The sequence below is a fragment of the Nanoarchaeota archaeon genome, from assembly GCA_018897155.1.
Classification (GTDB): domain Archaea; phylum EX4484-52; class EX4484-52; order EX4484-52; family LFW-46; genus LFW-46.
Window position 1 is genome coordinate 56,217 of record JAHILE010000048.1, and the last position, 16,885, is coordinate 73,101.

Sequence of the window (16,885 nt, forward strand, 5' to 3'; positions counted from 1 at the left end):
ATTTTCAGCTTTATATAGGTTAAACAACATAGTATATTATAATCGTTAATGTCGTAGTAATCACTTAAAGTGAGCAAATATGTCCGACTCAGATTCAGGTCATTCTGAAAGAAAAATCGCTGCATTGCTATTGATTGCAGTTGTTGCGGGTGCAATAGGCATTTATAGTTATGGGCAGGAACATCCGGAAAGCATGGATTCTTTCAGCTCTGTTTTTAAAAGCATAACTTTGCCGACGGGTTTTGCAATTTTCGGAAGCGAAAAATCGGAAGAACTTGTAATTGATGCAGAACTGATATTTGATATGCCTCCAACTGCTGAGGCAGAAATCAAAAGCCCCGCAGAATCCATACTAATTTCATTTGCAAATCCGAACAATACATTTATAATAGAGAACACACCATGGCAATATCCTTCAAAAACAGAAATCATTCTTAAAAACTACACCGGTAAAATAGGTATTTCAGCTCCAACTTCGATAAAAGGTATTGCAAAAGGAGTTACTGTAAATTCGGCAACGATTCCATATTCGGACAAGAGTATCAGCGTATCCGCATCTTCTTTTGCATTTGATTATATTGCTTTCAATAATGTATTGGGATTGAATCTGGAACTTAAAAACATAAGCGGAACCATAAAGGCAAAGAACAGCAAGAACTCCGCAGTATATACGGTTTCAAACAGCATTCTTTCACTTTCCTCTTTTTCGGGCGATATAACATACTATGGAACAAAACTCATTCTTCAAGGCTCCGGAAAAATTGACACCGAGCTGTTAGGGGTAAAAAAGTAACGGATGTTACAGCCATGTTTGAAAATCTTGCACTTACAGACAGTATGATTCTTGTATTCATACTTGCGGCTTTTCTTGTGATAGGATACAAGGTCCTGTCGATATTGAAAAATGTTGCGATAATAGCGTTTCTTGCATACATATTTCCGCTCGTTCTGAACAACATTTTCGGCGCGTCTTTTCAGACCGGCTTTGAAGCGCAACTGCATTACGTCACTATTGCTCTTGGGCTATATCTTGTGTATGAAGTCCTTGAGCTATTTGTCGGAATTGGCAGCATAATTTTTGGAATTTTCGAAATTCTTGCAATGCCAATTGTGTGGATATATGATGCGATAAAGGCGCTTCTTGGCGGGAAGAAGAAAATGAAAGAAATAAAGAAAGAGAAACAAAAAGAGAAGGAGACAAATAATGATGATGAAAATCATACGGTTTCAAAAAATTGAACTGCAAATTTGCAGAATTCTATAATAATTTCACGGTCTGTTTCAAATTCTTTCCTATTGCCCAGATACTGAAACTCTTTTCCATTTTTCAGTTCTTCTACTGTCGCGCATTTTATGTGCTTTTTTGAAACAAGAACTATGTGCGCGTTTCTATACGGATACTCATCTCCGCCAAGGTCTTTGTAGGTAAATTCTCCACTCGCCCTGAATTTCACTTCGACAAAAAAGACATCGTTAGTCTTTTTAGATTGAACTACGAAATCAGGCATTCTTTTGATATTTGTCGCAACATCGCCATGCACTCCTTTGAGCAAAGTCATAACACCGGGAATGCTGTTTTCCATTCCGTATCTGAAAACATTATAATTTAAAGTCAGAAATAGCTCCTCAATAATAGTCTCTGCAATGCGGCCCTTGATGACATTATATCTGTAGTCCAATTCGTTCTCTTTTTTGCTTTCTTTTTTGAAGCAATCAAGACATAATGTATGTGTGCTGTTTTCGAGTTGCTTTCCGCATTTGGAACAAGAAACCATAATAAACAATGTGTTTCGGAGTTAATAAACAAGTGACTTCTTAAACTTTTTCGCGCACTATATATTTTATATCACACGGCAATGGTCTAGGGGTATGACATGAGCTTCCCACAACCGCATAATCGGTGACGTTTTTTGGCTCGAAAGAGACAAAAAAGCTTGGCACGTTAGTGCCATGACTTAGGGCGACCGCGCTTTGGCACGGTCACCTGTTTAGAGTCATCAATTATAGGCTCGGAAATAGCTTATAGCCTGGGTTCGATTCCCGGTTGCCGTATATTTCATTATATTCTCAATTTAAAAATCTTGCGCCCGCACTTATTTCATGGAATTCGGACTTAGCCCAAGAGAAAAAATCCTGCGCGAATTCGGCATAAGCGCGCATGATGTATGGTATGTGGGCGCGATTGACGAGCGGATATATGCAGACGAGATCCTCAAATCAAATGGCGTAACGGTGCAATCGGCAGTGCGTGAAGATGGCGGGATTAAAATCGACCTCGATGTTGCATCTCACAAAAGCAGTGGCTCCTATAACGTAACGCTTTTTCTGGAAAAGCAATTCGAAATAGGCGGAATCGGCTATTATGCCGCAAAAATGGAAGAATCGATGCATAGATGCTTTGAAACCAGTTTCCGGCGCAGGGAGGCAGACCACCACATTCTTGCAGCCAATGAGTATGTTAAAAAGAATCTCCAAAAAATAGGCAAAAAACATGGCTTGGGAAATATCGCATCCCATACTGAGCACAAGCCTATCCCGCCTACGATTGTAGATTATTTTTATACCTGCAAGTATGTCAATGCGAACGACCGCCTGAAAAATACTTATAATTATATAAAACAAAGATATGAGAAGGAAAGAAGGTAAGTGCTATGGATGGCGATAAATTGAACATAACCTGGTCAGACTTTGAAAAAGTCGAGCTGCGCGCCGGCACAATCATAAAGGCAGAAGATTTTCCTGAAGCCAAAATCCTTTCGCAAGCTTCTCTTGCTCTAGGCTTTTCAAGCTTCGCTTGAAAAAGCCGGCATATAAGCTTCTGATTGACTTCGGCGAATTCGGGATAAAAAAATCAAGTCATGAAAATCTTCATGCATAATGTTCAGATTTTCAAGCCTTTGAAAGTTTCGCTCCGCAGTATTAATTAGCGGGGCTTCAACTATTCAAAACGCGCAAATCACAAAGCACTACAAGAAAGATGAACTGGTCGGAAAGCAGGTAATCTGCGTGGTAAATTTCGCGCCGAAGCAAATCGGAAATTTCATATCCGAAGTTCTTACAACAGGATTTCCGGACGAGCGCGGCGATATAGTGCTGGCAGAGACTGAAAGAAAAGTACAGAACGGCGCGAAACTTATGTGAATTTCAAATTTTAACGCCGGTTGCAGAAAGCTCTTTAATCAGTCCAACAAAATCCTTTTTCTCAAAATCAAAGAAGAGTGTCTTGAATCCCATGCGCGCGGGAATCTCAAGATTCTTTTTCGAGTTGTCGATAAAAACACATTCCTCTGGCTTTACTTTCAACGCGTCAAGCGCAACTTTAAATATTCGCTCTTCCTTTTTTGTCGAGCCGACATCTGCCGAAAGAATTATGGCATCGAATTTCTCGCGCAGCCTGAACTCATCAACAATCGCGCCGAAGCGCGCTTTGGTGTTGTCGGTTATGATTCCGACTTTGTAGTTTTTGCGCAATTTTTCCGAAAGCGCAAGCATTTTTTCATTCACCGGCGTATTCCTGAATGCAGAATCAAGCAATGAAATGTCGATTTTTTTGCTGGTGCATTTGCAGAATCCTTCCCAAAAATCAGAATGAGAAATTTTCCCGGTATCAAGGCCGTTGCAATGCCTGAAATAGCACGTAAGGAGTTTCTCAAGTTCTATTCCCGTCTCATTATGCAAATTGAAGCAGACATTATAGGCTCCAAAACCGAAATTAGTAAGCACGCCGTCAAAATCAAAGAAAATGGCTTTTATCATAGATATTTTTGCGCGCCAAAACTTAAATCATTATTACATTCTTACGGCGCTGATCAATCGGTTCTTACGCATCAACAATTTTCCAGAACTTCCTGTAATGCCTGCAGTAGCCTTTCATCTCTTTGCAGCCGTCTTTGTCGCGCACGCGCTTGTGGCTGAAAGCCATGCAGAACGTCCGCGCGCATTTTTTGCCAAGCATTTCACAGTGCATCAGATATCTCCCGATTTATGTTCTGCACCAATTACACCAAAAACATTATATACTTTCATCTACTGCGCGAATATTGCCTTCATCTCTTCATTCATCATCGGCGCCATCCCATCAGCCCATCCGTGCGTCTTGTAGTCAACAGTTATGAATTTCTTCGGCTCCAAAGCATAGCCGAAAGTCTTTTGCGCCATTTCAATCGGGATGACCGTATCGTTTGTCGAGTGAACCATCAAAACAAATCGCTGCGAAATCTTCGCTACATAAGCATCAGGATCTATTGCCTTATAGAAGCGCGCGACATCGCCGTTCTGGAACTGATTATCCAGGGAATCGTATCCTGCAGTGCTTACTCCGACAACAGCCTTTATCCGCGGCTCTATTGCAGCAGCCATTACCGCAAATCTTCCGCCCATGCTCTCGCCGAAAACAATGATGTTTTTAGAATCAACATCATCGCGCTCTGCCAAAAAATCATACGCGCGGAGAACGTCAAAAACCATCTTGTGCGTAACCGGCTCACGGTTATCGATAAATGTCGCGTATTCTTCATCCCTCGAATTGATTCCGCCGCCTGTTTCACCGCTATTGCCGCGCTCATCAAGTGTCAAAGTAACATAACCCCATTCGGCGAATTTTGCCGCCCTGCCGTCTTCGCCTTCTTTTGTTACTTGCGCGCCCGGAAGAAGAATTATTGCAGGTTTACGCGCATCAGTTGTTTTTGGAACGCGGAGAAGCGCATAGATGTTCTCCCCCTTGCTTTTATAAACAATCTTTGAAAGCTCGACTTGGGCAGTATCGTTCAGAATAGTTTTTGTGAATTCAACAGCGCCGCGATTTTGCGGATATGTGAGAAGCCCCTCCTCGGTAATGTCCCACTTGTCGCTTGGTGAAAACGGCGCGATAATCTCGTTAAAATGGCGCACAAAAACAATGAGAAGAAAAATCGCAAGCATCAATCCGACAAACTTTCTGCCCTTCAGATAGCCGTTCATGATTATTTTTCTGCATATATTTATAAATAACCCTTCTAAAATATGTCTATGGCCTTAAAGCAAATCCGCATACATGGAAGGGGCGGCCAGGGCGTTGTAACATGCGCAGAGCTTCTTGCTGCCGCTGCATTCAAGGACGGCAAACAATGCCAGGCATTCCCGTTTTTCGGGGTTGAAAGAAGGGGTGCTCCTGTGGCTGCTTTCTGCAGAATTGATGACAAAGCAATACGCACGCACGAGCAGGTTTATGAGCCGGATTATGTCATGGTTCTTGACGCAAGCCTTCTTGAGAAGGTCAATGTTGCAGAAGGATTGAATGAAAATGGAATCATAGTCATAAACACAACAGAACCTACGGAAAATATAAAGCTGGCGACGTCCGCTAAAATAAAAACAATCGATGCCACAAAAATCGCGCTTGACGCAATCGGAAAGCCTTTTGTCAACGCGCCGATGCTCGGCGCTTTTGTCGCTGCCACAGGGCTTGTAAAGCTTGACTCGCTGATTAAATCTGTTGAAGAAGCGTTTAGCGGGGAAATCGCGCAAAAGAATGTGGTCGCGGTTAAAAAAGCGTATGAGGAAATGAAAAATAAAAAATAATAGTTAAATTGAGTTAAGGCGTCATCTATGAGATTCAAAAATAAAGTTGTTATTATAACGGGTTCTGGCAGAGGCATTGGAAGAGCAACTGCATTACTTTTTGCAAAAGAAGGCGCAAAAGTTGTAGTTGTTGCCGATGTTAATGACAAAGAAGGAGAAGAAACCGTAACGTCCATAAAAAATGCCAAAGAAGATGCGTTTTATGTAAAATGCGATGTTTCAAAAGAAGAACAAGTTAAACAAATGATTGAAAAAACAATAAAAACTTTTGGCAAAATCGACATATTAGTAAATAACGCGGGCATTGTTTTCGATGTGCCGTTTGCAGAAAGAACTGTTGAGCAGTGGAGAAGAACTCTTGACGTAAATCTGATTGGCACCTTTCTTTGCGCCAAATACGTTGCGCCGCATATGAAAAAACAGAATGGCGGCAAGATCGTCAATATATCATCCACTAACGGAATAGATAGCTTTAATCCGGCATCGATGGATTATGATGCGTCAAAAGCAGGAATTATTATACTCACAAGAGATCTTGCAAAAGAACTGGCTCCTACAATACAAGTTAATTCAGTAGCTCCCGGTTGGGTGAATACGGATATGAATAAAGATCTTCCCGAAGATTTTGTTGAAGAAGAGAGTAAAAAAATATATGCGAAACGGTTTGCCACGCCAGAAGAAATTGCAAAAGCAGTTTTATTTTTAGCGTCTGATGACGCGAGTTATATTACCGGAGTTACTTTAAAGGTCGATGGAGGATATGGCTAATTGAATGCTTTTTTATTCGAATTATGTTTTTAAACATGTCTTCACAAATAGGTGTGTGATATTATGGAATATACGTTTCCGGCAGTTGTGGTTAAGGAAGGCAAATTTTTTGTAGCGACCTGTCCTGAACCTGAAGTAACCAGCCAAGGCGAAACTATAGAAGAAGCGCTTGACAACTTGAAAGAAGCAATAGAACTATATCTGGAGGATGAAGACGCAAAAATACCAAACACTTGCGAAAGCCCTATAGTTACAACAGTGCGAGTAGATGCTAATGAGCAAAACACCTGTGTTATCCGGGCTTGAAGTTGTAAAGGCTTTAAGAAACGCGGGTTTTGAAATTGTCGGAAGAAAGGGAAGCCATGTAAGGATGAAAAGAAAAAGCGAAAATAAATCTTCAATAGCGCTTGTGCCGCAACACAAAGAACTTGCAATCGGCACTTTAAAATCCATTCTAAAGCAGGCAAATATGAATATTGAAGAACTTATGGAATTGCTATGAGGCCATAATCATGAAATCAAAAACTAGTGTCGGATGCATAATACTTGAGCCGGGAAATTCCGGAGTCACAAAAACAGGCAGCTGGCGCACCTTCAGGCCAGTGGTTGATAAGGCCAAATGCACAGGATGCTCGATATGCGCGACTTTCTGCCCTGACGGCTGCATAGACATTGTCGAGAAAAAGGCAATTGTCAATTACGACTACTGCAAGGGCTGCATGATTTGCAAGACCGAATGCCCGTTCAGCGCTATAAAAGAGGAAAAGGAGAAGAAATAATTGGTGTTATTATGGCTTACTCGGAAAAAGTATTAACTCAAGCAGATAATGAAGAACTCAAAAAAATAAGAAAAAAACTTCCGGAAATAACTGCCGCGTTACGGCTCGATCCAAAAGAAATTCCAGAAATCATGCGCACTACAAAATACCTTTCCGGCTTAACCGAGAAGGATGTTTTTGAGCCCTTAGATACTAATGAAATCCGAAGTGAAACAAATAATCCTCAAAACATAAAAAAAATTCTTGCATCGTTAGATGCTATTGGAATCCCGAAAAGAAATGAGAATGGCTATTGGCCGATAGAAAGTTCGAAGAATCCTATTTCAATCAGAAATCCGGGACTTGGATATTTCTGGGAACTGGATAAAAAAGAGAAAAGATATCAATAAAACATTCCATCTATAAAGCATCCTTGTAGAACTCATCAAAAAATTGCTTATTCTTCAAAAGTTCATCATTATACAACACAATAAAAATCTTATCTATCGAATTTCCCGAACTCTCAATTGCAAAAAGTGTGGCTTCTGATGATTCTTCTTTTGATAAACCCCCTTTTCGCGTACACATCACCGGAATTGCAACGCTTTTACACCCCAGTTTTTTCGCAAATCCAAAGCTTTTTTCAAGTGAATCCTGCACAGTTTTTTTTGTTGCCGGAATAAGTTTGGGCGGCGATTTTTTCCAATCATAAGTCATGCCTACAGCATTTGAAATTTGTAAATTATTAATAGTTATAGGAATAACCGCATCACCCCGCTTAAGCGGTCTTGAATCCCTTGAAACGACCATATCTTCGAGGCTTTCATATTGAAATCTAGTCGGTTCTCGTTTTCGAATACGGTACATATGATCCAAAGGAGATTTCAGAGGCTCTTTAGCAATATTTACCAAATTCCAAAACTCCTGCAACTCATCACCAACCACACTTCCGGAATAATCCGCATATTGTTCTGCGGTTCCGCTTCCATGAAGTAGAAAACCATTAGACGAATTTACGTGCATGTCTGCGTTAACATAAGCAATATTTCCATACAGAACAGTTATTTTCGAAACCATGAAACAATTGTGTTTGAAAGGTTTAAATCAATACTTCTGCACCCTTTCCGAATACTCCAGAATTATTTCCGCTGCTTTTTTTGCGCCGTTCATTTTTCGCGCGATTTTAGAATACTTCGCCGCGTTTTCTTTGTATTTTTTCCCGCGCAAAAGCATGCTGATTTTCCGGAAAAGATTTTGCGCGCCAAGATGAGAATAATCCAAAGTTTCTGCAACGCCAAGCGCTTTCATGCGCTCCGCATTGCTTCCCTGCTCTGCCTGGCCTTTGTCAGGAATTATCAGCGCCGGCTTTCCAAGTGCCAGGATTTCCATCGCAGTGCTGTGGCCTGCCTGCGTGATTATTAGCTCTGCTGCGCGCATATACTCTGAAATATCGTCGGCAAACTCGCGCACAACAACATTCTTTGGAATTTTGTCGCTCTTGAATTTTGTGAATATCAGAAAGGTAACTTTCGGAAACTTTGGCGCAATCTCCAGAATGCCTTCAAAAATCGGAAGCCTGAATGCGTGGCCGCCAAGAATTGTCAGAACAAACGGGCGAGTTATATCAGGCGCGCCGCCTTTTCCGGGCTTCATAAATTCCGAAAAAACTACAGGGCCGGTAAATATCTCTTTTTTCTTTATGTGCTTCATCCAGCCAAGCGTCCCAAGACAAACAGTATCTGGCGGCGGAAAATCGGGAATTAACACAACATCAGCAATAGAGATTCCTGCGCTCAACGAGAACTCTGCATTTTTCCCGATAATGCGCATTACCGGATTGTCTTTCATGAAAAACGACTCAAGGCTTGTCTGGTTGGCGATGACAACGCAGGGAATGCCAATCTGAAAAGCCGCAAGAATTGCCGCGCTCCTGCCGTCTGCAACCGCGCAGGTTGCTCCAAAGACACCCATATTCTTTTTTTCTTCAGCGACTATTTTTGAAAATCCGAGAGCGGGCTTACTGCTCTTTAGTATGGTTGCCTTCATGTCAAAAGAGCCATTATTTCCGGTCATTTCAAACTCGCGCTTTATCTCAACTGTTTTAAAGGATTTTTTCATGCGGTCGAGAACGTAACCATACCCGCCCATAAGAACCTGCGCGCCTGCATCTTCCAACGCTTTTGCAATTGCCATATCTCTGCTCGAGTGCCCGTAGCCCTCTCCGCAGACCGAGAAATATATTTTGTGCTTCATGCGCTTTGCCATAATATTATTGGGTGGTGTGCGCATATAAAGAAATTCAATAAATCATCAAATCAAATTCGCAAGCTCCTTTATGTCGTTGATTATTGCATCCGGCTTTTCCTCGCCGCGCGCTTCAAGCGCCATCTTATGCGTTGTCAGGCCGTGCGTCACTATCGCGCTCCGAAAGCTGCATTTATGCGCAAACGGCATGTCTGTCTTTATGTCGTCGCCGATAAAAAGCGTGTCTTCGGGGTAAAGGAAAAACTCTTCAAGAACTACTTTTTTCAGATGGTCTGACGGCTTGCCAAGGATTGTTGCTGTTTCGCCGGTAACTGCTTCTATGGCTTTCTGTATCGGCAGCTCTGCCGGAAGTATATCGCCATTGACGCGCCAATACGTTGATAAGCCTGTTGAATAAAGCTTTGATCCCTCTCTAATAAGGTCGCAGGCAGTCTTTAGTTTCCAAAAAGTAAAACCGCGATCAATTGATGTAAGAACAATATCCGATTTGTCGGATACAGTAATATTAAAATTGCTAAGCTCATCCATCAAGCCCTTTTCGCCAATTGCATACACGTTTTTTATTCTCTTCTCCTTGAAATAGCGCGCAGCAGCATATGGAGCAGTCACTATTTCCTCAGTCTTGGTAGGTATGCCCATCTGCGTCAGGCGCTCTGCAAGGCCTTTTCGCGAAAGTATGTTGTTGTCAGAAACATAGAATACTTTTCGGTTTCTTGCTTTCAGCTTCTTTATTGTCTCAGCCATGTTTGGAAACAGGCTGTTCCAATTCCACACAGTCCCGTCTAAATCAAATATGAATGTCTTGACATTTTTATAGTTGAAGTAGATAGATGTCACCCTGGCTCAAGAAAACTATGCGCACTAGTTTATATAAACTTATTCATTGCCGAAAGATTCAATATCTGCGCCTTCGATTATGATTTTTCCAAAATTTGCGCGCACCAAATCAGCCATTCTTTTGATTTCTTCGGGCGTATGCGGAATTTTTTTCTCATATTCCGGATTAAGGGTTTTCTCAGGCCTGAATTGCTGCAGATAATATGTTTTTGCACCATTCAGCCACGTGCCAATCTGCTTTATATCCAATATATTAAGCTCAGGGCTTACAGTCGTGTGAAATGAGTACTCCACGCCGCTTGACATTATCAAATTTACGCTTTTCTTTATCTTCTCTAAATCCGGCTTCGCGCCTGCTAACAATTCGTATTTCTCAATCGGCGCTTTTACATCCATTGAAATGTAATCAAGGAGTTTGCCATCAATCAGAATCTTAAGCATTCCAGGATTTGTTCCGTTTGTCTGAAGCTTTACAAAAAAGCCGTCCTTTTTTAGACGCATAATAAATGCTGGAAGCCCGCTGTGTATTGTCGGCTCGCCGCCGCTTATGCAGACAGCATCCACAAAATCCCTGTTTTCTTTCAAGTATGAAATGACATCATCCGCTTTCAGAAGATTGCCTTCGAAAGAAAGAGGGACTAACTCGGGATTATGGCAGAAGGGGCACCTGAAATTACATCCCTGTAAAAATATTGTAGAAGCCACTTTTCCCTTATAATCGATAGTGCTCATCGGAAGGAAACCTTTTATCAGAAGGCTTTCGTTTTGCATAGGTTTAATTCGCGCGGAATTTTAAAAATCTGCTCAAAGAAATATAAGAGATATTCCAAGAAGAATGAACGCCCAAAAAACCAAAGCCACTATAACTATCTGCATCAGCCACACAAGAAATGCCGTAAGCCAGTCGATTTCAAACATTTCCTTATATACAAAAAGCGCGAGAATAAACGCTACCACTCCGCCCAAAAAGCCAAAGGATGACGAAACTGCCGATGCGACCGCAGCAACTAGGATAGTAACTAAAAATACTTTAGTGAATGAAATTTTCTTTGCCTTTTCCTTTATCATCTTCAGGGCAAAATAAAGCGGAATGGATGAAAAAATGAATACTATAAATTGCGAAAAAATCGAGCCCATAGACTAACTTGAACCGAAGAGTTTATAAAATTGTTCCGAATAAAATTTCAATTAAAAGACAGCCACGAGCAATGAAATCACGTTTCCGAAAAGCCATGTCGCAATCAATGCGAGAAAAAATGTAGGGCCGTATCTGATGCCTTCCTTTATCCACACCTCTTTTTTCTCTTTGCGGACTTTTTCTATCTGCTCTGCTGTAAGCCCTATATATAACTTGCTTGATAGCCCTGCAACATCTTCGGAGAGCACGTCTCCTTCTCTCAAATCCGATGTCTTTACTTTCCTCTTAAATGCAACAGTATCGATTGTCTGGGCAAACGTATAGAAAAAATAAATGAAAACTATCGCAGGAATCAATATGGCCAGGTCATAGAATATGAGCTCTGATGAAAACTGTATTGTGAATGCCAGTGATAACAACATCATTGATAAAAAAGAAATAAAAAAGACCAATGCAGCTATTCTTAAAAAACGCTTCTTGCTGCTTTTTATGGCCTTAATGAATTCGGGAACGATCAACTTATTCCCAGATGCGAGAACTAAAGAATAAATCAATGAATAGATACCACCCACTATAAATGTATTGAGGATGAATATGGCTGGAAATGACAAACCGAAATCCATAAACATATTTTTTGCGAAAAAAGACAGAGGCTGCGGAACTACAACGCCAACAGCTGCAAGAAGCAGGACATCCGCTTCCCCCCATTGGCCTGTGTAGTAAAGAATGTAACCGAATATAAGAAATAAAATTCCGACACCTATTGAATAATAAACGTTTGTCCAGACGCCGGTCAAAAGCGCGTAAACAATATGAACAATCAGCCCTGCTGCAGCCATTGAAAGAGGCACGCTGTCCGGTATTTCTGTTGTTTTCAGGTCAATCCAGCCGCCGACTGCAGAGCCTGCAAGGGCGATTAAGAAAAGCGCGGATTCGTAAAGCATAATTTCTTTTGCGCTTCAAGTATTATAAATCATAAATTCAAATAAAAGATATGAAAGTAGCGATAATTTTGGCTTTTGTTCTCACATTATTGGTTTCTTCGGACGCGTTCGCATGGCAGTGGGAGACGCATTCAACGCTTGCAGAAAAAGTGTGCCGTGACTTTAACTGCGGATGCATTGAAGAAATTCGCGATGCCGCAGTTATTCCAGACCGCGATTTCAAGGACACAATCAACCACCATTGCTACTTACTAAACCGAAGCGTAAGCGAGGTTTTGAAAGGCTTGAAACTCATAGGCGAGTTTCATGATAATTTGTCAGTATCCTGCGAACCTTCAGAATACTATGACTGCCCGAAAAAGAACAATTGCCCAGCGCTTGAAAAAATGCAGTTCTGGCTTGAAAAATCGGAAAAGGCTTTAGGATGCGAACAATGGAAAAACGTAGGCATCGCATCGCATTATTACTTTGACTCGCGCGTCTTCTGGCACAAAACGCAGGGAGAGGATTACAACAAATGCCACGAGCCGTTCGAGGGAAAAGTCGAGAAGAAATTCGATGCAAACGATGGAAGCGACTGGACAATTACCGCGTGCGACGCACAAGAGAATTATGCAAATATGGTGTCATATGTAAATGATTTTGAACATATCCTTGCGGCTAGCGGCGCGCCAGAAAAAGTAGCTGACGCGCCGCTGCTTTCCGAATGCGGGCGGTGGTGCAAATTATGGATGTGGCTTTCGGCACTATTTTAAGCTTTAGAGCTCCAATTATATTTCTCCACCAATGATTACATATTACATTAACAACATGATGGGTCTGAACCACCCGATGAATTTGTGAACACCCAATGAGGTGGAGGTTTTTATTCCCGATATTCTATCAGCAATCGAATGTTTCTTCATTGTATCGGATTAAGAAAAAAAAGAATATGCTTATGTCCTGATGAAAGATGAGTGCTTGCTACGGATAAGCGCATGATGTTGCGCTTACGGGTGCTGTTGCACAACAGTTATATATGCCAAAATTCTTGCTCAAATCTCAGGGCTGAAAGCAAGAATTTTGAATGGTTGTATTTCGTCCTTACAGATAACGCAAAGGTGTATGAATTCTGCAAGTTGTGCAACAGCACCGCGCTTATGCGGAAATCAGTAAGTATATATTCGGGTGAATCCAATAAGCAATATGCTAAAGAAGATAATCGTTCTGTTCTCAATGATTGTACTTTCTGCTTTAGCATGGTTTGCAAACTTAACTTATCCAAATGAAAACTTGGTGAAACTATTTTACAGTTTTGCAACAATAACTTTAATTTATTCTATTTTCAACATATCTTTGGAATTTGTTATTGACAAAAATGTCAAAGAATCAAGGACCCGGTTTTCTTCCAGAAAGGCAACCTCAATAGTTTCTTTATTGATTATTTTGGCCGTTCTCATAGGCATCTGGATAAAAGACCCTCAGTCTCTTTTAGTGGCTTACGGCCTTATCGGCGCAGGGCTCGCAATATCGCTGCAGGATTTTTTCAAGAATTTTGTGGGCGGCATAATGATAATTACAAATAAGATTTACAAGATAGGCGACAGAATAGAAATTAATTCAAAATTCGGAGATGTTATGGATATCGGCGTAATGTACACAACTCTGCTTGAGATAAAGGAGTGGGTTGGCGGAGATCAGGCAACGGGACGCTTGACGATAATTCCAAACAGCACGGTTTTATCCAATCCAGTCAATAACTACACAAAAGACCATAATTTTATATGGGACGAAATAACTGTGCCCATAACTTATGATAGCGACTGGAAAACTGCGCATAAAAACATCTTAGAACTTGTGGCCGAAGAAACAAAGCAAATAACTGAACAGGCAAACAGAGAAATTTTAAAGCTGGAAGAAAAATATTACCTGGAAAAAAGGCCTACAGAACCCGCAATATTCATTAAATTAACGGACAACTGGATAAGCTTCAACATACGCTATATTTCTGAGACAAGAAATCGGCGAATTCTGCATAACAAGCTTTCGCATCTTATTTTGGAAATGATAGAGAAAAACAAAAAAATCAAGATTGCCTCAGAGACCATAGACATAGTCGGCTTCCCGAAAAAATGATGTGATAAACCCATCATAATACCTTAAAAATACGTCAATTTTCTCGGCATCAAATGCGCCGCTCTTTAAATTAGCACCAATCGATAACCTCAATCTATATAATGACAAAACACCATATATTACTAGTGTCCGGCAATTGCGGACGCCATAACAAAAACGGGGGTTTTAACATTACAACATTAAGGCAATATCTTGATACAACCAGCAGTCCAAAAGACTTAAAAGACTTAATTGTGCTAATTGCAAAACAAGCGCCAGCAATAAGGGACGCGTTCGTAACCAACCAAAAGTATGCAGATACCAAAAACATGTACGGCGAAACCCAGATGGAGCTTGACAAATGGTCTGATGCGCACCTCATAAACATTCTAAAAAAATCAAAACTGGTAAAGGAAATCGCATCAGAAGAGCAGCCCGAAGTCGTAAAAATCCCTTCTGCGAAATCAAATTACGGCGTAACGCTTGATCCTTTGGACGGCTCGTCATTGATACAGGTAAACCTTGCTGTCGGCACAATTGTCGGCATATTTGACAACGGCAAAGTCATCCAAAAGGGGCGCAACCTGAGAGCCGCAATGTACATACTCTACGGACCACTTACGGTTCTTACACTCACTGTAAAATCAGGAGTCCATATGTTTGTCCTAAACAACAAAAAAGAATATGTAATGACTGAAAAAGACATAAAGATGCCCGAAGGCAATATCTATGGCGTAGGCAGCCTGAAAAAAGACTGGATGCCAAAACATGCAAAATTCATAACCGCGATAGAAAACGACGGCTATAAGCTCCGCTATTCGGGCTCATTTGTTGCGGATTTTCACCAGATACTAAAATACGGCGGAATATTCTCATACCCTGCATTTAAAGGCCATGAAAACGGCAAGCTAAGAATATTATTTGAGGCAAATCCTCTGGGCTTTATTGCAACCCAGGCAGGCGGTGAAATAAGCAATGGAAAAATCAGCATACTTGACATAACTCCTGAACATCTGGATCAAAGAACCCCGCTATATGTTGGAAGCAAGGGTGTGATAAAAAGAATGGAAGACATGATGAAATAGAATGCAGTACAAAATAAATAAACTACTGAAATGATAAAAAAATATAAAATAAAATTAGACTTAAAAATAATTATAAAAAAAGTGTGATTCGATATGAAAATAAAACAAAGTGATGTTGCAGTGCCGGCAGACGTTCCGAAAAACAAAAGAGCAGAATATGTAAAAAATTACCTGGCCATGACTCAAGGGTCCGGACATTTAATGCTCTTTGCAGGCGACCAGAAAATAGAGCACCTTAATGGCGATATGTATGGCGCAGGAATACATGCGGATGACGCTGATCCCGAACACCTGTTTAGAATCGCAAGCAAGGCAAAAATCGGTGTTTTCGCAACTCAAAAAGGCCTGATAGCAAAATACGGCCTTGATTATAAAACGGTTCCATATCTTGTGAAACTCAATTCAAAAACAAATCTTATGAAAGAAGATCAAAAAGATCCTTACAGCGGAAGCATAACCGATGTTTCTGAAGTTGTTGAACTCAAGAAAAACTCAGGTCTAAAAATACTTGCCGTAGGATACACAATCTATCTTGGCAGCGAATATGAAGATCTGATGCTTAAAGATGCGTCAAAAATAGTGTATGAAGCGCATAAAAACGGTCTTCTAGTAGTTCTGTGGATATATCCGAGAGGAAAATCAGTAAAGGATGAAAAAGACGCGCACCTGATTGCAGGAGCAACAGGCGTCGGAGCTTGCCTTGGAAGCGACTTTGTCAAAGTTAACTATCCTAAAAAAGAAGGTGCTGACTCAAAGGAGATATTCAGGGAAGCAGTTCAGGCAGCCGGAAACAGAACGCATGTTGTTTGTGCAGGGGGCTCATCAACAGACGTATATGGCTTTTTGAAAAGGCTTCACGATCAGCTGGAAGTCGGCGCAGCAGGAAATGCAACCGGGAGAAACATACACCAGAAATCCTTAAAAGAGGCGGTTGCGATGTGCAATGCCATATCTGCATTAACAATTGACAACAAAACAGTTGATGAAGCTTTTGCAATATATAAAAAAGGGTGCTGAATTAGCTGTATTTAGAATAAAATTACTGATTACTGACGCAAACTAGTTCATACTTTAAAAAAATCAGATAATCTCCTTTGCTGCAATAACGCGCTTTTCTTAAGATACTCATCCATCGGAATGTGAAGGCGCGCCTTGATATCCGCGAGCGCGTCATTCATTGTATTGAATTTACGCGGCTTATTTTCAAACGCATGGCGGACATTCTCGCGAATTTCCCAGCACCCAACAGGCATAATGTACGTGTCATAAATCTCTCGAAAGACAACCGCAGTTGCCTGCCTGCGCATTTTTTCCAGCTGCTCGCACACTGCAAACCGTCCTGCATAATATCCGCCGCCTTCTTTTATTGCGTATTTTGTCCGACCATCAAAGCCCTCTGATTCCTGCGTTATTGTCGGCGAATCCATTGCAAGTGTC

24 protein-coding genes, 1 tRNA gene and 1 pseudogene are annotated in these 16,885 nt (G+C 41.1%); 15 read left to right on the top strand and 11 right to left on the bottom strand.

Annotated elements, in window-relative coordinates:
• Positions 1-79: 79 nt before the first annotated feature.
• Entirely contained in the window at positions 80-793 is a 714-nt protein-coding gene (locus KKB09_06645) for a hypothetical protein (GenBank protein MBU4300868.1), read from the top strand.
• Positions 794-807: 14 nt separating this feature from the next.
• A complete protein-coding gene (locus KKB09_06650) occupies positions 808-1,239 on the top strand; it encodes a hypothetical protein (protein MBU4300869.1) in 432 nt (143 codons plus the stop codon).
• On the opposite strand, the gene KKB09_06655 is transcribed toward KKB09_06650, so the two are convergent.
• Complete coding sequence (locus tag KKB09_06655; protein MBU4300870.1) at positions 1,218-1,775, bottom strand: hypothetical protein; 558 nt, start codon at positions 1,773-1,775, stop codon at positions 1,218-1,220. The genes KKB09_06650 and KKB09_06655 overlap by 22 nt on opposite strands.
• A 75-nt stretch (positions 1,776-1,850) precedes the next feature.
• Between KKB09_06655 and KKB09_06660 the strand changes: the two genes are divergently transcribed.
• The 3 genes and pseudogenes from KKB09_06660 (at position 1,851) to KKB09_06670 (ending at position 3,141) form a co-directional block, all read left to right on the top strand.
• Positions 1,851-2,052: transfer RNA gene (locus KKB09_06660), tRNA-Gly, on the top strand.
• A gap of 48 nt (positions 2,053-2,100) precedes the next feature.
• Positions 2,101-2,646, top strand: a complete 546-nt coding sequence (locus KKB09_06665; protein ID MBU4300871.1) for a hypothetical protein — start codon at positions 2,101-2,103, stop codon at positions 2,644-2,646.
• 5 nt (positions 2,647-2,651) lie between these two features.
• Positions 2,652-3,141, top strand: a pseudogene (locus KKB09_06670) (tRNA-binding protein).
• 3 nt (positions 3,142-3,144) lie between these two features.
• Here the strand turns inward: KKB09_06670 and KKB09_06675 are convergent.
• The 3 genes from KKB09_06675 to KKB09_06685 all read right to left on the bottom strand — a co-directional run bounded on the left by KKB09_06675 (position 3,145) and on the right by KKB09_06685 (position 4,959).
• Positions 3,145-3,756 carry an HAD family phosphatase gene (locus tag KKB09_06675; GenBank protein ID MBU4300872.1) on the bottom strand — a complete coding sequence of 204 codons (612 nt, stop codon included), beginning with the start codon at positions 3,754-3,756 and terminating at the stop codon, positions 3,145-3,147.
• 64 nt (positions 3,757-3,820) lie between these two features.
• Positions 3,821-3,967 carry a hypothetical protein gene (locus KKB09_06680; GenBank protein ID MBU4300873.1) on the bottom strand — a complete coding sequence of 49 codons (147 nt, stop codon included), beginning with the start codon at positions 3,965-3,967 and terminating at the stop codon, positions 3,821-3,823.
• Positions 3,968-4,026: 59 nt separating this feature from the next.
• Positions 4,027-4,959, bottom strand: coding sequence for an alpha/beta fold hydrolase (locus tag KKB09_06685; protein ID MBU4300874.1), 933 nt, complete (start codon positions 4,957-4,959; stop codon positions 4,027-4,029).
• A 48-nt stretch (positions 4,960-5,007) separates the two neighbouring features.
• Here KKB09_06685 and KKB09_06690 point away from each other — a divergent pair, with 48 nt between their 5' ends.
• The 6 genes from KKB09_06690 (at position 5,008) to KKB09_06715 (ending at position 7,495) form a co-directional block, all read left to right on the top strand.
• Complete coding sequence (locus KKB09_06690) at positions 5,008-5,559, top strand: pyruvate ferredoxin oxidoreductase subunit gamma (protein ID MBU4300875.1); 552 nt, start codon at positions 5,008-5,010, stop codon at positions 5,557-5,559.
• Positions 5,560-5,586: 27 nt separating this feature from the next.
• Positions 5,587-6,327 (top strand): glucose 1-dehydrogenase, encoded by a 741-nt coding sequence (locus KKB09_06695; GenBank protein MBU4300876.1) that lies wholly within the window; start codon positions 5,587-5,589, stop codon positions 6,325-6,327.
• A gap of 63 nt (positions 6,328-6,390) precedes the next feature.
• On the top strand, positions 6,391-6,633 hold the full coding sequence (locus KKB09_06700; protein ID MBU4300877.1) for a type II toxin-antitoxin system HicB family antitoxin: 243 nt from the start codon (positions 6,391-6,393) through the stop codon (positions 6,631-6,633).
• Positions 6,602-6,829, top strand: coding sequence for a type II toxin-antitoxin system HicA family toxin (locus tag KKB09_06705; GenBank protein MBU4300878.1), 228 nt, complete (start codon positions 6,602-6,604; stop codon positions 6,827-6,829). Before KKB09_06700 ends, KKB09_06705 begins: the two co-directional genes overlap by 32 nt.
• Positions 6,830-6,839: 10 nt before the next feature.
• Positions 6,840-7,106, top strand: a complete 267-nt coding sequence (locus KKB09_06710) for a 4Fe-4S binding protein (protein ID MBU4300879.1) — start codon at positions 6,840-6,842, stop codon at positions 7,104-7,106.
• Between the two features lie 11 nt (positions 7,107-7,117).
• Positions 7,118-7,495: a hypothetical protein gene (locus KKB09_06715; protein MBU4300880.1), complete on the top strand. Its 378-nt coding sequence runs from the start codon at positions 7,118-7,120 to the stop codon at positions 7,493-7,495.
• A gap of 10 nt (positions 7,496-7,505) precedes the next feature.
• On the opposite strand, the gene KKB09_06720 is transcribed toward KKB09_06715, so the two are convergent.
• The 6 genes from KKB09_06720 to KKB09_06745 are packed head-to-tail and all read right to left on the bottom strand — an operon-like array spanning position 7,506 to position 12,269.
• The gene (locus KKB09_06720) at positions 7,506-8,162 is read right to left on the bottom strand and encodes a hypothetical protein (GenBank protein MBU4300881.1); all 657 of its coding nucleotides are present in this window, start codon (positions 8,160-8,162) and stop codon (positions 7,506-7,508) included.
• Between the two features lie 27 nt (positions 8,163-8,189).
• Positions 8,190-9,350, bottom strand: a complete 1,161-nt coding sequence (locus tag KKB09_06725) for a UDP-N-acetylglucosamine--N-acetylmuramyl-(pentapeptide) pyrophosphoryl-undecaprenol N-acetylglucosamine transferase (GenBank protein MBU4300882.1) — start codon at positions 9,348-9,350, stop codon at positions 8,190-8,192.
• A 45-nt stretch (positions 9,351-9,395) separates the two neighbouring features.
• The gene (locus KKB09_06730) at positions 9,396-10,187 is read right to left on the bottom strand and encodes an HAD-IIA family hydrolase (GenBank protein ID MBU4300883.1); all 792 of its coding nucleotides are present in this window, start codon (positions 10,185-10,187) and stop codon (positions 9,396-9,398) included.
• Positions 10,188-10,226: 39 nt separating this feature from the next.
• Positions 10,227-10,958, bottom strand: a complete 732-nt coding sequence (locus KKB09_06735; protein ID MBU4300884.1) for an anaerobic ribonucleoside-triphosphate reductase activating protein — start codon at positions 10,956-10,958, stop codon at positions 10,227-10,229.
• A 33-nt stretch (positions 10,959-10,991) separates the two neighbouring features.
• Positions 10,992-11,324 (bottom strand): hypothetical protein, encoded by a 333-nt coding sequence (locus KKB09_06740; protein ID MBU4300885.1) that lies wholly within the window; start codon positions 11,322-11,324, stop codon positions 10,992-10,994.
• A gap of 51 nt (positions 11,325-11,375) precedes the next feature.
• Complete coding sequence (locus tag KKB09_06745) at positions 11,376-12,269, bottom strand: A24 family peptidase (GenBank protein MBU4300886.1); 894 nt, start codon at positions 12,267-12,269, stop codon at positions 11,376-11,378.
• Positions 12,270-12,319: 50 nt separating this feature from the next.
• Between KKB09_06745 and KKB09_06750 the strand changes: the two genes are divergently transcribed.
• The 4 genes from KKB09_06750 to KKB09_06765 all read left to right on the top strand — a co-directional run bounded on the left by KKB09_06750 (position 12,320) and on the right by KKB09_06765 (position 16,465).
• Positions 12,320-13,024, top strand: coding sequence for a hypothetical protein (locus KKB09_06750; GenBank protein MBU4300887.1), 705 nt, complete (start codon positions 12,320-12,322; stop codon positions 13,022-13,024).
• A 430-nt stretch (positions 13,025-13,454) separates the two neighbouring features.
• Positions 13,455-14,384: a mechanosensitive ion channel family protein gene (locus KKB09_06755; GenBank protein ID MBU4300888.1), complete on the top strand. Its 930-nt coding sequence runs from the start codon at positions 13,455-13,457 to the stop codon at positions 14,382-14,384.
• 170 nt (positions 14,385-14,554) lie between these two features.
• Positions 14,555-15,448, top strand: coding sequence for a fructose-1,6-bisphosphatase (locus KKB09_06760; GenBank protein MBU4300889.1), 894 nt, complete (start codon positions 14,555-14,557; stop codon positions 15,446-15,448).
• Between the two features lie 93 nt (positions 15,449-15,541).
• Positions 15,542-16,465: an aldolase gene (locus KKB09_06765; GenBank protein MBU4300890.1), complete on the top strand. Its 924-nt coding sequence runs from the start codon at positions 15,542-15,544 to the stop codon at positions 16,463-16,465.
• Between the two features lie 47 nt (positions 16,466-16,512).
• Here KKB09_06765 and KKB09_06770 read toward each other — a convergent pair.
• Positions 16,513-16,885 (bottom strand): hypothetical protein (locus KKB09_06770; GenBank protein ID MBU4300891.1); only part of this gene is annotated, 373 nt, incomplete at its 5' end.

Coding starts and splice junctions, on each gene's coding strand:
- KKB09_06655 (MBU4300870.1), bottom strand. CDS start 1,775: ATGGTTTCTTGTTCCAAATGCGGAAAGCAACTCGAAAACAGCACACAT.
- KKB09_06725 (MBU4300882.1), bottom strand. CDS start 9,350: ATGGCAAAGCGCATGAAGCACAAAATATATTTCTCGGTCTGCGGAGAG.
- KKB09_06750 (MBU4300887.1), top strand. CDS start 12,320: ATGAAAGTAGCGATAATTTTGGCTTTTGTTCTCACATTATTGGTTTCT.
- KKB09_06710 (MBU4300879.1), top strand. CDS start 6,840: ATGAAATCAAAAACTAGTGTCGGATGCATAATACTTGAGCCGGGAAAT.
- KKB09_06680 (MBU4300873.1), bottom strand. CDS start 3,967: ATGCACTGTGAAATGCTTGGCAAAAAATGCGCGCGGACGTTCTGCATG.
- KKB09_06675 (MBU4300872.1), bottom strand. CDS start 3,756: ATGATAAAAGCCATTTTCTTTGATTTTGACGGCGTGCTTACTAATTTC.
- KKB09_06690 (MBU4300875.1), top strand. CDS start 5,008: ATGGCCTTAAAGCAAATCCGCATACATGGAAGGGGCGGCCAGGGCGTT.
- KKB09_06685 (MBU4300874.1), bottom strand. CDS start 4,959: ATGAACGGCTATCTGAAGGGCAGAAAGTTTGTCGGATTGATGCTTGCG.
- KKB09_06720 (MBU4300881.1), bottom strand. CDS start 8,162: ATGGTTTCGAAAATAACTGTTCTGTATGGAAATATTGCTTATGTTAAC.
- KKB09_06695 (MBU4300876.1), top strand. CDS start 5,587: ATGAGATTCAAAAATAAAGTTGTTATTATAACGGGTTCTGGCAGAGGC.
- KKB09_06645 (MBU4300868.1), top strand. CDS start 80: ATGTCCGACTCAGATTCAGGTCATTCTGAAAGAAAAATCGCTGCATTG.
- KKB09_06705 (MBU4300878.1), top strand. CDS start 6,602: ATGAGCAAAACACCTGTGTTATCCGGGCTTGAAGTTGTAAAGGCTTTA.
- KKB09_06715 (MBU4300880.1), top strand. CDS start 7,118: ATGGCTTACTCGGAAAAAGTATTAACTCAAGCAGATAATGAAGAACTC.
- KKB09_06665 (MBU4300871.1), top strand. CDS start 2,101: ATGGAATTCGGACTTAGCCCAAGAGAAAAAATCCTGCGCGAATTCGGC.
- KKB09_06650 (MBU4300869.1), top strand. CDS start 808: ATGTTTGAAAATCTTGCACTTACAGACAGTATGATTCTTGTATTCATA.
- KKB09_06735 (MBU4300884.1), bottom strand. CDS start 10,958: ATGCAAAACGAAAGCCTTCTGATAAAAGGTTTCCTTCCGATGAGCACT.
- KKB09_06700 (MBU4300877.1), top strand. CDS start 6,391: ATGGAATATACGTTTCCGGCAGTTGTGGTTAAGGAAGGCAAATTTTTT.
- KKB09_06755 (MBU4300888.1), top strand. CDS start 13,455: ATGCTAAAGAAGATAATCGTTCTGTTCTCAATGATTGTACTTTCTGCT.
- KKB09_06765 (MBU4300890.1), top strand. CDS start 15,542: ATGAAAATAAAACAAAGTGATGTTGCAGTGCCGGCAGACGTTCCGAAA.
- KKB09_06745 (MBU4300886.1), bottom strand. CDS start 12,269: ATGCTTTACGAATCCGCGCTTTTCTTAATCGCCCTTGCAGGCTCTGCA.
- KKB09_06740 (MBU4300885.1), bottom strand. CDS start 11,324: ATGGGCTCGATTTTTTCGCAATTTATAGTATTCATTTTTTCATCCATT.